This window comes from Streptomyces sp. NBC_00237 (assembly GCF_026342435.1).
Classification (GTDB): Bacteria; Actinomycetota; Actinomycetes; order Streptomycetales; family Streptomycetaceae; genus Streptomyces.
In genome coordinates this window covers 747,468-761,495 of the sequence record NZ_JAPEMT010000003.1, presented here as the reverse complement: position 1 = coordinate 761,495, position 14,028 = coordinate 747,468, and the positions used below count along the sequence as shown (strand labels likewise).

The 14,028-nt window shown below is 70.0% G+C and carries 13 protein-coding genes and 2 pseudogenes; 9 read left to right on the top strand and 6 right to left on the bottom strand.

Annotated elements, in window-relative coordinates:
- The first annotated feature begins 231 nt into the window (after positions 1–231).
- From OG897_RS29985 to OG897_RS29975, 3 genes are all read left to right on the top strand, one after another.
- Positions 232–756 carry an HAD domain-containing protein gene (locus tag OG897_RS29985; RefSeq protein ID WP_266661630.1) on the top strand — a complete coding sequence of 175 codons (525 nt, stop codon included), beginning with the start codon at positions 232–234 and terminating at the stop codon, positions 754–756.
- Positions 757–1,731 (top strand): fibronectin type III domain-containing protein, encoded by a 975-nt coding sequence (locus OG897_RS29980; protein WP_266661628.1) that lies wholly within the window; start codon positions 757–759, stop codon positions 1,729–1,731.
- A gap of 142 nt (positions 1,732–1,873) precedes the next feature.
- Positions 1,874–2,335, top strand: coding sequence for a hypothetical protein (locus OG897_RS29975; RefSeq protein ID WP_266661626.1), 462 nt, complete (start codon positions 1,874–1,876; stop codon positions 2,333–2,335).
- Positions 2,336–2,552: 217 nt separating this feature from the next.
- Here OG897_RS29975 and OG897_RS29970 read toward each other — a convergent pair whose 3' ends face one another.
- Entirely contained in the window at positions 2,553–3,122 is a 570-nt protein-coding gene (locus OG897_RS29970; protein ID WP_266661624.1) for a YrhB domain-containing protein, read from the bottom strand.
- Between the two features lie 169 nt (positions 3,123–3,291).
- Between OG897_RS29970 and OG897_RS29965 the strand changes: the two genes are divergently transcribed.
- The 4 genes and pseudogenes from OG897_RS29965 to OG897_RS29950 all read left to right on the top strand — a co-directional run.
- Positions 3,292–3,867 (top strand): GNAT family N-acetyltransferase, encoded by a 576-nt coding sequence (locus OG897_RS29965; protein WP_266661623.1) that lies wholly within the window; start codon positions 3,292–3,294, stop codon positions 3,865–3,867.
- 408 nt (positions 3,868–4,275) lie between these two features.
- Entirely contained in the window at positions 4,276–4,464 is a 189-nt protein-coding gene (locus OG897_RS29960) for a hypothetical protein (RefSeq protein ID WP_266661621.1), read from the top strand.
- 73 nt (positions 4,465–4,537) lie between these two features.
- The gene (locus tag OG897_RS29955; RefSeq protein ID WP_266661619.1) at positions 4,538–5,209 is read left to right on the top strand and encodes a response regulator transcription factor; all 672 of its coding nucleotides are present in this window, start codon (positions 4,538–4,540) and stop codon (positions 5,207–5,209) included.
- Between the two features lie 210 nt (positions 5,210–5,419).
- Positions 5,420–5,539 (top strand): annotated as a pseudogene (locus OG897_RS29950) (acetoacetate decarboxylase); the annotation flags it as partial.
- A 12-nt stretch (positions 5,540–5,551) separates the two neighbouring features.
- On the opposite strand, the gene OG897_RS29945 reads toward OG897_RS29950, so the two are convergent.
- From OG897_RS29945 to OG897_RS29935, 3 genes are all read right to left on the bottom strand, one after another.
- Positions 5,552–6,871: a hypothetical protein gene (locus OG897_RS29945; RefSeq protein WP_266661617.1), complete on the bottom strand. Its 1,320-nt coding sequence runs from the start codon at positions 6,869–6,871 to the stop codon at positions 5,552–5,554.
- 138 nt (positions 6,872–7,009) lie between these two features.
- Entirely contained in the window at positions 7,010–8,386 is a 1,377-nt protein-coding gene (locus OG897_RS29940; RefSeq protein WP_266661615.1) for an acyltransferase, read from the bottom strand.
- A 163-nt stretch (positions 8,387–8,549) separates the two neighbouring features.
- Positions 8,550–9,368: an SGNH/GDSL hydrolase family protein gene (locus OG897_RS29935; RefSeq protein ID WP_266661613.1), complete on the bottom strand. Its 819-nt coding sequence runs from the start codon at positions 9,366–9,368 to the stop codon at positions 8,550–8,552.
- A gap of 266 nt (positions 9,369–9,634) precedes the next feature.
- On the opposite strand from OG897_RS29935, the gene OG897_RS29930 reads away from it, so the two are divergent.
- Positions 9,635–9,751 carry a helicase gene (locus OG897_RS29930; protein WP_266661610.1) on the top strand — a complete coding sequence of 39 codons (117 nt, stop codon included), beginning with the start codon at positions 9,635–9,637 and terminating at the stop codon, positions 9,749–9,751.
- A 484-nt stretch (positions 9,752–10,235) separates the two neighbouring features.
- On the opposite strand, the gene OG897_RS29925 is transcribed toward OG897_RS29930, so the two are convergent.
- Together OG897_RS29925 and OG897_RS29920 are read right to left on the bottom strand one after the other, a co-directional pair.
- A complete protein-coding gene (locus tag OG897_RS29925; RefSeq protein ID WP_266661606.1) occupies positions 10,236–12,353 on the bottom strand; it encodes an NB-ARC domain-containing protein in 2,118 nt (705 codons plus the stop codon).
- A gap of 103 nt (positions 12,354–12,456) precedes the next feature.
- Positions 12,457–13,383, bottom strand: a complete 927-nt coding sequence (locus tag OG897_RS29920) for a PP2C family protein-serine/threonine phosphatase (RefSeq protein WP_266661605.1) — start codon at positions 13,381–13,383, stop codon at positions 12,457–12,459.
- Positions 13,384–13,499: 116 nt separating this feature from the next.
- Here OG897_RS29920 and OG897_RS29915 point away from each other — a divergent pair.
- A pseudogene (locus OG897_RS29915) lies at positions 13,500–13,913 on the top strand (transposase); the annotation flags it as partial.
- Positions 13,914–14,028 lie beyond the last annotated feature (115 nt).

Genomic DNA, 14,028 nt, shown 5'->3' with positions numbered 1-14,028 from the left:
GCCCTGGGCTGACAAGGCGGACATGAACTGTCAGCCTGAGCGCGCTACGCAGCGTTTCGCTAGCGACCCACGCGTTCCTGCACCTGCGCACGGGCCGCTGCTTCCCGTTGCCGGAGCTCTTCGCTCAACGACCCCATCGCCGCCCTCACCACCCTCCCGAAGCGCACAGCGTCCTGACCGGAGACCGGCACGGACCGGTCGCACGAGCCTGAACACCGCTACCGTGCCCACGTGATCGGTTCTACGCTGCCCCTTCTCTTTCTCGATGTCGATGGCCCACTCATTCCCTTCGGGGCAACCCGGCAACAGCTTCCAGACGGATACCCGACCTACAAGACCGGGCGTCACATACCGGGAGCAGACACCAACCCGCTCATCACCAGGGTCAATCCGGCGCACGGCCCGCGGCTGATGGCGCTGCCGTGCGAGCTGGTGTGGGCCACCACGTGGATGTCCGACGCCAACGCATGCCTCGCCCCGTGGCTGGGCCTGCCGGAACTGCCCGTCGTGACCTGGCCCGAGCCGTCCGACGAAGACGAGCAGGACGGGCTCCACTGGAAAACCCGTGAGCTCCTCCGCTGGGCGGCCGGACGCCCCTTCGCCTGGATCGATGACGAAATCACCACCACCGACCGGATCTGGATGGAAGCACACCACCCCGGCCAAGCCCTCCTGCACCGCGTCACTGCCCGGCACGGCATCACCGACGAGGACTTCACCACACTCGACCACTGGCTGCGGCTACACCAGGGCTGATTGACTACTCCGCACCAGGACGGGCTCCCGCACGCCCTGACCGACCTCGATCTGGGGCCGCTGGTCGCAGGCTGTGGCCCGGACTCCCCGAACCACGGCTTCAGCCTCCGCCACGGCGACGAGTCCACCCCGGCGCCCGGCGTCGTCTACCACTCCTCGCGCGCGGCCGATCCGGCCGACCGGCCCTCCCTGGTGCTCGAGTACGTGCCCCCGACCGCACCCGGCGCAGTCGAGCAGGTGAAGGCCGTGGCCGCCGACGGCGGACTCCTGGCGACCTGGAACCCGCCGACCGACCCGGGTGCCGCGATAGACACCCTCCACTACACCGTCGTCGTCACCAAGGACAGCACAGAGGTGGCCCGCACCACCACCGAGGACACCCGCGCCGCATTCCCGGGACTGGCCAACGGCGCAGACCACCAGGCCACCGTCACCACCGGCTCCCCGTACGGCACCGGTACGACGGCCGCGTCGGCCGCCGTCACCGTGGCACCGCCCGCGCAGGACCACGTCGACGAGGGCGGCTCCGATCCCGAGGACAAACCGCTGATCACCCTTGAAGGTGACGGCATGCTCCCCGAGGAGCCGCTCCCGCACGCCCCACCCGCCGTGCTGCGCGCGGCTCCGGGCAGCGGTACCGCGAACTGGGCCAAGCGCAACGTGACCATCCGATGGGAGTACGGCCAGGACTGCACCAAACTTCGTCTCCAAGGCCCTGTACTACGGCGGAAGGATGAAGCAGCGCAGCGGCGGTCAGCGGGACGGTTCGAAGTGGTGGCAGCGCAGGGTCTACCCACGCGGTGTCCCCCAGGTGACCTCCAGCTGGAGCTGGGCGGCGGCCAACAACCTGCGCAACCACCTCAAGGGCCACCGCGTCGGCCGGGAGATCTCCCCGCTACGACGCACGCCCCGGCGATCTCCTGTTCGTCTTCTACAAGAGCGACCGGACATGGAACCACGCGGCGGTCATCGTGAGCGCCAGCCGGGGGAATGCCGAGGTCAGGCAGCACGGCGGCAGCAATGTCAACACTTTGGCGAACATACTCAAGAAGAAGGACGTGGGCGGGATCAGCATCATCCGCCCTGGCAAGACGACATAAGCCCTCGGAGGCCGCACGTGCACCGTCGCAGGCATCGCGTCATTGCCCTGCTGTTGCTGGCCGCGCTCCTCCCGCTCACGGCCTGCGACACCGGACCTGCGGTATCCGGCCGCGACCGCACCCCCGGGTGGGTCGAGGACGGCACCGGAGAGCTGGCGCTGAAGGTCACCGGGCAACCCATGCCCGGGACGCTGCGCACCACGCAGCTGGTCCTGCGCCATCTGCGCGACCGTGACGCGGACGCGCTGGCCGCACTCGCATTGAACGACGACAGGGAGCCCTACGCCGTCGCGCAGCGTTGGGTGGAACAGTGGGGCGAGGCGGCCCAGAAGCCGGCACTGGCCGACTTCGAGGGACCCGACCTGACCCGGGTCACCGTCACCGTCCGCTTCGAGGGAACGGCCGATCCCTTCGAGCTGGTCCTCGACCGGGCCGACGACGAATTCGGAGTCGTCCTGCCCCAGCCGGCCGGGCAGTAGCGTCCGACACGGGCACATCCCGGTGGCCGGGACACCTCTGACGTGGTGTCCCGGCCACCCCCACGTGGCAACACCGGCTTCCGCCTGCGCCTCGGGGCCGACCTGGTGGCGCCGTCGCCCCCATCCGGCCGATGACGTGTTCTACCCGGGCCCGCCTCGTTTCCGCCTGAGACCTGAGCCGGACTCGGCTGGAGCGGTGAAGAGGTTCCTCCGTGCGTCAGTTCCTCTCGCCGAGCTTTCCCTGGCGGATGGTCTGCACGGCGAGCACTGGATTCATGGGTTCAATGAGTTGTTCAACGGCGACCGCCACAAGGTGGGCTGGGACTTCGGCGTGCAGCAGCGCAGTCACGTACTCAAGGGCCTGCGATGGAGAGAGCATCGGCAGTCTCCGGCGCAGGATGCGTACCGCTGGGATGCGCCCACGCACGGCGGCAGCGTCGCGTATCTCATCGTGCAGATCGTCCACAGAGGTGCGGATGGCCAGCCTGCGGATGCGAACACGGTAGTCAGCCTCCCAGGCTCCCTCTATTTCGGAGACGGCTCCGATTCGGTGCAGCCCGCCGTCGATGCGGTCGACCAGGTAGGGGCCGTGGCCGACCAGCATGGCGTGGGGGTTCCGGGTGCGGGCGAATTCCTCGGACTGCCAGTAGACCTTCCAGACCAGTTCGTGTTCCTCTGCATGCAGCACTGTTGTGCGCAGCGGGTCCACGCCGAGAGCGGTCCACCTCTGGTTCTCGCGGTCCAGCTCTTCCTCGACGATACGAACTGCCGTCTCTCGCCCGATCACGCGTGCAGCATCCACTATGGATCAGATGCTGGCCAGCAGATTTCTGGGCCCGCCGTCACCATGCCTGTCGTTGCGACAAAGGCTGAGCGTGGGTCAGTGACGGCCTGGCCGCAGCCGAGGCCGGAGCGCGGAGTCTCGGTTGAGCCTTGGGCTGGCTAGGCTGCCGGTCATGAATCCGGCCATGACCAGCGGTGTGACCACTCAGCCCGCCATCCTTGCCGCCACGGAGCTGACTTCCGATCCGGAACTGGAGGTCCGATTTGCCGAGTCGGCCCACCAGATCCTGGCGGACCTGGTCAGTGGAGGTGCCGCGCTGGGCTGGGTCGAACCACCCTCGCGGGATGAGGTGGCGGAACTTCTCGGCCACGTCGTCTCCGCGGTGCAGGCCGGGGACGCGGCCCTGCGTGTCGCCTACCTGGACCGTCGGCTTGTCGGGTTGGGGTACTGGCGCCGCTACGCCCGACCGACCCATCGCCCCCACGCCGATCTGGAGAAGGTCGCGGTAGACGCTGCTGCCCAGGGTCGTGGTGTCGGCCGGGCTCTGACCGCTGCCCTGATCGCTGACGCCCGGGAGGCGGGTATCGAGATCCTCACTCTGGACGCCCGTGCCGACAACACCCATGCCCTATCCCTCTACCGGTCACTGGGCTTCACCGAATACGGCCGTCTGCCCGGCTTCGTCGCCGTCGGAGAACACCGCTACGACAAGGTCTTCTACATGCTGGACTTCCGCCAACAAAGCTGACCACCGCCACGCACGAAGACCCGGCGGCAACCCGTCGGCGCTTCGCGGTGTCTGTGTCGACTCGAAGAGCGCGGTCCGGGTCGCGGTGGCGGACCGGGCCGTCGAACCAGGCGGCGAGTCCGTCGACGGCCAGCCGCACAGGCGCGAGGCTCGTGGTCGCAACTGAGGACCAGTCGACCTGCTCCCCGAGTCGGCACCACAGGGCCAGTGCGTCCTCGCTCGCGGTAGAACCCGCGACCGGTGAGGCGGACCGCCAGGGCCCCGCCCACCGCGTTGACCAGGTTGAGGGCGGGCTCGGCCCAGCTCTTGAACCGGCCGCCGATCGCGGCTTCCACCGCGGTCTTTGCCGCCTCCGGTCCAGCAACCGTCACCGTCACCCTCCGCCGCCGCGGTGGCCGACTGCACCTCATGATCGGCAGCCCCAAGGGCCACCGGCCGCAGCTTTCCGTGCCGAGCGGCAGAAGCGGTCTCATCGGCCTGCGGGAGCGGGTCAGGCAGGTGGGCGGCACATTCACCGCGGCGGCCACCGGCAGTGGCGGGTTCCGAGTGACAGCCGAACTGCCCGTCGCCGCGACCGAGCCCGGTGCCAAGCCGTGACCCCGCCCTGAACCATGCCCCGGACCTGCGGTCCACCCCTTCCCGCGACACGAGGAACCCTATGATCAAGGTCATGATCGTCGACGACGATGCCATCATCAGTCAGGCTCTCGCCCTGATCGTCGAGCTGTCTCCGAACTTGCACGTCGTCGCCCGCATCCGGGACGGTGCCGAAGCCCTGGAGGCCGTCCGTTCGCTCCAGTCGGACGTCGTCCTGATGGACATTCGGATGCCGCGTATGGACGGCATCGCTGCCACCTCGGCGATCAACTCCGCGCTGTCCGACCCGCCCCGCATCATCATCCTGACCACATTCGGCCAGGACGACTACATCCAGGCCGCCCTCCAGGCGGGCGCGGCCGGATTTCTACTGAAGGACACCGAACCCGAAGCGCTGCTCCAGGCCATTGAGGTAGTACACGCCGTAGTACACGCCGGGGAGGCGATGCTCTCCCCTGCCGTCACCCGTCGGCTGATCGAGTCGTACGAGCCTGCGCCGCCGGCGCTGCCTGCTGCCCAGCAGCAGGCCATCGCCTCCCTCAGCGTCCGCGAACGCGACGTACTGCCAGCAGTCGCCCGGGGACCGTCCAACGCCGAAACCGCCGCCGAACTCAAGGTGACAGAGGCGACCGTCAAGTCCCACCTCGGCAGCGTCATCGGCAAGCTCGGCACCAGCAACCGTGTCCAGGCTGCGATTCTGGCCCACTCCGCCGGACTGACCGGCCGCAGCCCGGGCACCGGTTGAAGCGCCCCCGGTCAGAGCCCCGCCGCCTTCAGGCAGTCCCGGTACGGCCAGCCTGTCCCGGCATACGAGCAACACCTCGGCGGTCCGGGCGAGTCCGGTGAACGCGGAGGTATGGAAGAGGCCGACGGCGGGGTCGACCGGTTGACCGGGAACGCTGTCCGGGAGGGCGACAAGAAGGCGGTACGGGCCGATGCCCGACCACATACGCCCGCGCACGTACTGGCGCCGTTGGCCGATCTGCCGGTACGGGCGGTGGTCTCGGCCAGTCACGTCGGCACCGATCTCACCCTGGCGCCGATGCAGCCGCTGCACGACTACCTGGCCGACTGAGCGCCTCCGGCGTCACAACAGCAGGACGCCCACCGTGGCCAGCAGCAGCAGCGTGGAGTAGACCGGCCAGTACAGCAGGCGGGCCACCGCGTTGCCGCGCCAGTCGATGATCCTGTTGAGCCGTGGCGAGGTGTGCTCGATGACGTCCAGGCAGACCAGGCTGATCACCACGTACTGGATGAAGTAGAAGTACTCCGCGTAGACGATGCCGCTGGAGCCCGTGGCGTCGTACAGCGAACTGAGCTGAACCGACACCACCAGCAGCATCGAACCGCAGAAGCTGATCACCGCCCAGGTGCTGAATCCCGAGACGGTACGGCGGTCCGGATCGACGGTGATCACGAAGAGCGACCCGAACACCAGGAACGCGATCACCAGCAGCGGCACCAGGTAGTGCAGCAACGGGCTCAGGAAGGGCCGGGACACGCCCACCACGAAGGAGAGCTCGGGAACTCCGCCGCCGATGCTCACTGCCGGGCGGCCGTAGTTCGTCGCCTCGTGGGCCATGTCGAGGCTGTACGTCGTGTACTCGGTGTGCCACTCGCCGCTGACCAGATCCTGGTACAGGCCGTACTTCTTCCCCGGCTGCCAGGACGGGTAGGCGTAGAAGTCCGGCACCAGGACGACGCGGGCGGAGCGCGGGCGCATGGTCAGTCCGACCGTCTGCTTGTCCAGCGGGAAGTTGCCGTAGTCGAAGGACTGGCGCAGGGTCGCCCGCAGCTGCCAGCCGACGACCTGCTGGTCGTCCCGTTTGGCGCGGTAGGTCCGGGTCGTGGTCACCCCGCCGTCGACGGCGTCGGGAAGGTCGAGGTGGGGATGCTCCGTGTCGGCCGCGTCGGCGGGCAGGGTCTGCCATACGTAACCGGTGAGGCGGACGTTGTGGGAGTTGGTGAACTCCATGGTCTCGACCAAGACGCCCGTCGGGATGGGCTGGAGCCCTTCGCGGCCCTTCGCGGTGAGCTCGGCCCGGACCTGTTCCTTGGTGGAGACCGGGGTGCCGGGAACGTCTTCCAGGGTGTGGCCGGTGCCGACGGCTATCCAGGTGAAGAGCGTGCCGAGCGCGCACAGCAGGCTAAACGCCAGGCTGAAGCAGGCGACCCGCTTCGGACGTGCGAGGGAGGGGCGGATCAGCAGCGCCGACGCGCAGATCAGACCGGCGACGGTGCACAGCACCGCCAGGGCCGTCCTGCCCCGCTGGACGCGCATCTCGTGCAGGGGGTTCCCGACTCCGATCGCCGCCACCGCCGCGACGGCGAAAAGCAGGAACGTGGCCCAGGCCAGTACGGACCGCGGTATTCGGGGGCGCGGGCCGGGCGGCGCGGAGGAGGGCATACGGCCAGGATCGTGCGAGGGGGCCAGGGGGGCGCGGGAAATTGAGCCGGACGGTGGAGGGCGGGGCGGGGCGGGGTCGGCCTCGCCCCGGCCTCGCCCCGGTCCCGTTCCGGTCCCGCCCCGGTCCCGTTCCGGCCGTCAGCCGGTGAGCTGGGTGAGGTCCACGCTGCCCGTGCCCGGGGCAGGCGGCTCGGGGATGCAGTACCACAGTGCGATCAGCGCGACGAAGGTCGCGGCCACCGCGAGGAACCCGGTGCGCCCGTGCGCCCACCTCGCCCGGAACCGGATGGGGTCCTCGATCAGGTACTTCGACGCGATCGCGGCCGCGAAGGACACCGCGAGAGCCAGTGCCGTACGGGACCAGCCGGTGAGGCCGGTGCGCTCTTCGCTCAGCAGCAGCAGTACCGGCCAGTGCCACAGGTACAGGCTGTACGACAGCTGGCCCACCCAGCGGAGCGGGCCCGCGCCCAGCACCCGGCCGACCGCGCTGCCCGGGGCGTGCGCGAGGCAGGCGATCAGCAGGGCCGCGGCCAGCGAGTGCGCGAAGAGGGCGCCCTGGAAGAGGGAAGGGGACTTCTCGCCGTCGATCACGAACCAGTACCCGGCGATGCCCGCAGCCAGCACCAGGCCCAGCCATCCGGACATCCGCTCGCCGAGGCGCGACAGCAGGGTGCGTGCCGGGTCGGTGGCCATCAGGGCGCCGAGCAGCAGTGCGAAGGCGCGGGTGTCGGTGCCCTCGTAGACGCGGGTGGTGTCGGGGTTCAGCGGGGCCATCGAGATCATGAGGACGAGGGAGGCGACGGCGCCGAGACCGGCCACGGCGGCGACCCGGCGGCCCGCCCGCGCGGAGGCCCGCTCGACGTCGGGGAGGGCGGGTGAGTGCCGCTGGTGTGAACGGGTGCGGACCAGTCGGCCGCCGGTCGCGAGAAGGGCCAGCAGCAGCGGCCACACCAGGTAGAACTGTTCCTCGACGGCGATGGACCACAGGTGGCTGAAGACCCGGGTGTCGGCCGCGTCCCAGTAGCCGATCCGGTCGGCGATGAAGTGCCAGTTGGCGAGGTTCGCCACCACCCAGGGGGCGTCGTCGAGCGCGTTGCGCAGCAGATCCGCCGGGCCGAGCGCCCACACCAGCAGCAGCGTGCCCGCGAGGGTCGTCGCGAGCGCGGGCAGCAGACGGCGGGCCCGTCGCCCCCAGAACGCCACCAGGTCGACGCGGCGGCCCGTGGCCGCCGCTTGCCGTGCCTCGTTCAGCAGCAGCCCGGTGATCAGGAACCCGGACAGGACGAAGAAGAGGTCGACGCCGAGGAACCCGCCGCCGAAGTGACCTGCGTGGTAGAAGAGCACGCCCAGGACGGCGAGGCCGCGCAGACCGTCGAGGGGAGCGATGTGCCGCTTGGCCCTCGCGGGGGCGGGAGCGGGGGTGGCGGTGTCCGGCACCAGGGTGAGAAAGGTGGTGGCGGAGGAGGTACGGGGGCCTCGGTGGCGGACCGTGGGCCTGGGGGTGTGCGCAGACATGAGCTGAACTTCTCTCCGGGATCTTCTCCGGGTGGTCCGGGGCAGACGGACGGGACGGGTCCGGCCGTGGGCCGAGGTGGAAACACGGACGCTGAGGCGAGGGCGCGCCATCCCGGCGTACCGGTGCGGGAGGGCGTCGCCCGTCTCGGCCTGCTACTTGCTACTACTTGCAGCCGAGCGGCCCGAAGACCTTGTCGCCGGTCCAGGTGCCGGTTGCCCACGTGTCGGCGGCGGCCGGGGTGAAGCCGTACTGCTTGCCCAGCTCCTTGCCCAGCCACTGCGCGAACGAGGCCGCACCCTGCTGGCAGGAGTGGATGCCGTCCTTGCTGCGCTGTGCCTGCTTGGCGGAGAAGTCGGTGCCCCACAGCTGGGAGGAGTCCAGGAAGTGCACCTTCTCGGCGTTCTTCTCCGCGACCTTCTTCGCCGACTCGGGGGCGGTCTTCAAGGCGGCCTCGTTCTTCTTGTAGAAGTCGTCGATCTTGAACGGGGGCGCGCTCACGAAGACGAGCTCGGCACCCGCCGCGTTGACCTCCTTGGCCAGCTTCTCGTAGGCCGCGACCTGCTCGGCGGGCGTACCCCAGTCGTAGGTGGTGACCTGGTACGCGACAACGTCCGGCTTGTCCTTCAGCTTCTTCGCGAGGTCTTCCCAGGTGGGCGCGCCGATCTCGCCGATCACGCCACCACCGCCGGTCGCGGCCATCGACAAGAACTCGATGCCGTCGGCCTTGAAGGAGGCGGCGAGTGCGGGGGCTTCGGCCTCGGCGATGGAGTCGCCCATCCACAGGAGCTTGCTGGGCTTGGTACCGCTCTGCGGCGCATCGTCGGCCTCGGCCTGGGCTGCGGTGCTGCTGTCCGCCTTGAAGGGGGCGGTCTTGTCGGCAGCGGGGCTGCCGCAGGCGGAGAGGGCGACGGCACCGGCGGCTGCGGTGAAGGCGAGCCAGGCGGTGCGCTTCAGGTGACGGGAGGTGCTCGTGTTGTTCATGGATCCAGCAGAACTCATGCGAAAGCGCGGGGCGTGGGCTGTCATCGTTTGCTCATACTCCCGGGAAGGTTCCGTCATACGGCGGGATTCTCGCGATGACATGCACCGCCCCGCCCTTGGTTTCGGGGCCGCACCGAGGTCGCACCGGCACCTCAACAGCACCGGCCTCCGGTGACGGTGCGCAGCAGCGGCCTGCTCAGCGCACTCGCCGCCGCCGCCCTCAGGGGGACCGCCCCGACACCGCCCACAGCGTCATCAAGCTTGGTGTGTGGATTTCCAACGCGCGGAAGCGGGCCGACAAGCTCAGCGAGGACCACAGGGCGGAGCTCGACACACTCGGCGTGCAGTGGACGGCGGGCACCGCCAGGAGCAGCACGTCATAAGTCCTGCGCGGCGGAGGCTGGTCACGGGGCACTGGTGAACATGACGTTGGGGGCACTGTGCACTCGGTGCCCCCACGTGTCGAGAGAAGGTCTTCACCCTCGGTCAGGAACGGGGCCTCGGTGCCTTCGGGCACATTTCGGGTCGGTGCCTCGTGCGCCTCGGCAGTGTGCCGGGGCCCGCCGCCCTCAAGTGAGGCACGGCGGGGCGGTGGGCTGTTACTGAGCTCAGGATCGCCGGTCGCCGAACGGCCCACCCGGCCCTGTTTGCAGGCCGTGATCACAGGTTCCGTCAACGCCCGCGGCTCGTCCGGCACGTCGCCGACGTACGGCTCTCTCTTCATGCCCCGCATCTCCGCATGGACATGCCCAGCCGACGGCCCTCGCGGCAGTCATCACCACGAGCGAGCGTTCACGAACCGAGAAAGATCGAACTTAACGTCCACTGAGTCGAAGCCATCTGTTCCCAGACCTCATGGGGCTGTGGTCAGTCGATATCGGGGTGCGCTGAGGCGGTCCCGGGCGCGTGGAGGGCATGGGTGATGCCCGCGTCGGGGTCGCTGTCGTAGCTGGCGCGGAAGGCGGCCTCGAAGTTGTCGTCGCCGATGGCCTGGCGTGCCTGCTCCTCGCACGCCTGGCGGGCGGCGACGAGTTCGGGTGCCCCCAACTGGGGGGAGCCGAGGGTCTGCCACACCCGGTCGGCGGTGCCGAGGAGCTGGGCGGCTCGCTCGGCGTGCCCGGACACGAGCCTCGCGGCGGCGAGTGCTTCGAGGGCCATGGCGATGCCGAGGCTGTCGCGGACGCGGCGTTTGCCGTCGAGGGCTTCGCGGGCATGGGCTTCGGCCTCTGCCGCCCTTCCCAGGGCCAGCGCGGCGAGGGCGCGAAGGTAGTCGCCCCAGGCACGGGCATGGGTCTCGCCGTGCCGGTCGCACACGGCGCAGAGACCGTCCGCGACGACCGCGGCCTCGGCGACCTGCCCGAGCTGGATGTGGACGAAGGCCCGGGCGACCTGGACGAGCGACCACGCCGCGTCGTAGCGCCCAGGGGGCGGCGGAGTGCGCGGCGCCGCGTCGAGCACCTCGGCCGCCCGTGTCTGCCGACCGCTCAGCGCGAGACAGGCGCCCTCCAGAATGGCAGCGGCGGCCGGGACGGTCTCGTCGGTCTCGTCGGCCGCGGCCTCCCGGAAGGTGCCGATGAGGCGGAGGCCGGTCTCCATGTCACCCATGGTCTGGCCGACCATACCGCGGGCCCACAGGGCCTTCGCGCGGTCCGGTCCTGGGGTCGGATCCAGGTCCAGGGCCCGGTCGAGGTAGTACTCGCCTTCCTGGGCGAAGCCACAGGCGTACCAGAAGAACCACAACGCCCCGGCCATCTGCAGCCCACTGTGCCCGTCCTGTTCGGCGAGGCAGAAGTCAAGGGCGGCCCGGAGGTTGGCGTGTTCGGCGGTCGTCCGGTCGTGCCAGGCGATCTGGTCCGGCCCCATCCAGGCGGCGTCTGCGGCCTGGGCCAGCGCCCGGAAGTAGTCCCGGTGCCGGTGGCGCAGCGTGGACTCCTCGCCGAGACCGCGCAGCCAGGCGGCGCCGAACTCGCGGATGGTGTCGAGCATCCGGTAGCGCTCGCCACCGCCGGTCGGCTCCCACCTCACGACCGACTTGTCCGTCAGGGAGGAGAGCAGCCCCAGGATCGTCTCCTCGGGAAGGCGCGCGTCGGCGCACACCGCCCGAGCGGCCTCGACGTCGAAGCCGCCGACGAGGACGGAAAGCCGGGCCCAGAGCAGCCGTTCGGCCGGGGTGCACAGTTCGTGGCTCCAGCCGATCGCGGTACGCAGCGCCTGGTGCCAGGGCGGCTCGGCGTCGTACACCACCTCGTCGGTGGTCCCCAGGACGGCGAAGCGGTCGTCCAGCTTCTCGGTCAGATCGGCCACGGACAGGTCTCGCAGGCGGGCCGCGGCCAGTTCGATGGCAAGCGGGAGCCCGTCCAGGCAGCGGCACAGGCGTACGAGATCGGGCCGGTTGGCATCGGTGACCTCGAAGCCCGGCACCGCCTCAGCGGCCCGGGCGGCCAGCAGGGCCATCGCGTCCGCACCACCGCACGGCGCGCCCTCGTCCTCGGGCACGGGCAGCGGGTCGACGGTCAGCAGCCGCTCCACGTGGATGCCCAGGGGGCGACGGCTGGTGACCAGGATCCGCAGCCCCGGCGCGGCCCGCAGCAGCACATCGGCGGCCAGCCCGCACTCGTGGACCAGGTGCTCGCAGGTGTCCAGGACAAGCAGCGCCTCGCGCCCCGCCAGGTAGTCGGCCAGCACATCGATCACGGGCCGCGTCGTCTGATCCACCAGCGCAAGCACCTCGGTCACGGTGTGTGCGAGCAGCGCACCCCGGCGCAGCGACGAGAGCTCCACCCACCACACCCCGTCCCGGAAGGACGCCTGCACCTCGTGCGCGGCCCGCAGCGCGAGCCGCGTCTTGCCCACCCCGCCGACCCCGGCCAGCGTCACCAGCCGGGCGCCGTCGTCAAACAGCCGCCTGATCTCCGCCAGTTCCTGCTGTCGGCCGTACAACTCGCGTGTCTCTGAGGGGAGGTTCCCCGCGCCTTGCTGTCGCATGACACACCTTTCCTCGCTATCCCGCCGTGCGACGGCAGCATGCTGGCTGCGCTCGGACCGCGGGACGGTTGGCTCGAAAGTGACCGGAAGTATCGCTGCCCGATCACGACTGGCCGAGGTTGCCCCGTGGCGCGCTCGGTACGTCTTCGTTCTCCGGTATGGGGAGTACCGGTCCCGTCAGCAGGTCGGCGGTGGGCTGGACGAGCAGCAGGGTGAGGTCGTCGTCATGGCCGTCGCCGTCGTGGGCGGCAGTGTGGTGGTCGACGAGGTCGACCAGGTCCGTAAGGGCCTCGTCGAGAGTGAGGGCGCTCAGCGCGGCCCGGACCCGGCGGTCGAGGGCCAGCAGGGTGCCGTGCGCGTCCCGGGCCTCGGTGAGACCGTCGGTGTAGAACAGCATGCGCTGCTCGGGGGTGAGCAGGACGGCCTGCACACTCGGCGTGGGCGACAGGCCCAACGGCGGTGAGGGGCAGGGGGATTCGAGGATCTCCAGGCCCCTGCCCACCAGCAGCGGCGACGGGTGCCCGCAGTTGACCAGGCGGACCACGCCGGGCACGAAGTCCGCGAGGAGCAAGGTGACGAAGTCCTCGTCTCCGAGGTCGTCCCGTACGCGGTCGTCGAGGATGTGCGCAAGGCGGACCAGGTCCGGCTCCGCAGCCGCGGAGTGGCGGAAGGCGGCGAGCACCGCCGCGCTGATGCGGACCGCGTCCAGACCATGCCCCGTCACGTCTCCGACGATCAGGCGCGGCCCGGACGGCAGCAGGACGGCGTCATGGAGGTCCCCGCCGACCAGGGCGCCCTCGCTCGCGGAGCGGGTCCGTACGGCCGTGGCCAGGCCGCCCAGATCGGCGGGCAGGGGGCGTACAAGAGCACGTTGGGTGAGTTCGGCGACACGGGTCATGCGGGCGAGGGAGGTCTTGCAGCGCATGCGGTCGCGCGCCATCAGGACCGTCCACAGGCCGTGGGCGGCGAGCAGCGGCCCGACGACGAGCAGGGCCCAGTCCGGCACCGTCGGCTGGGCCGCGGCACTCACCACGCCCCCCGTCTCAATCACTGTTGCCAGTAGTAGCCATCCACGCTCCGAGAGCATCGCGTGCCTCCGTGGCAGGTCGTCCCTTACCCCGCACCAAGCCATGCACGTTCCCACACATGCCCGGGGCACGTGAGGCCCTTCACGTCATCCATCACGGAAGGCGCCCGTCTATCGGGCCTGTACACGCTCGCGAAGACGGAACCTCCAGCTCAGGCGGATGTGCGCCAACACATGTTGACGGAGCGTCAGTTCACGAACACAACCCCTACGTGGTTCCGCCTGATCATGCGGTGACCGCAAACGTCGCCGGGCCCATCGCGGTCACGGCGGAGGGCCGACGGGACATCCCCGGCCTGTGGCCCGGCGACGGCGGCGAGGGTGCCAAGCACTCGATGCACATCCTCACCGAGATCAAGAACCGCGGCGCGAACGATGTCCTCATGCTGGTCTGCGACAGGCTCAAGGCCCTGGCCGACACGGTCGCGGCCGTCCGGCCCCGCACCACCGTCCAGACCTGCGTGATCCACCTGCTGGGGATACGCGACGTGATCGCTGTGCAGGACAACGTCAGCAGGGCCTTCCGCGGGAGAAGCCGACGGAACCGAACAGGCCGACACCGAACCGCGTCCGCAGAGGGTTCGGGCG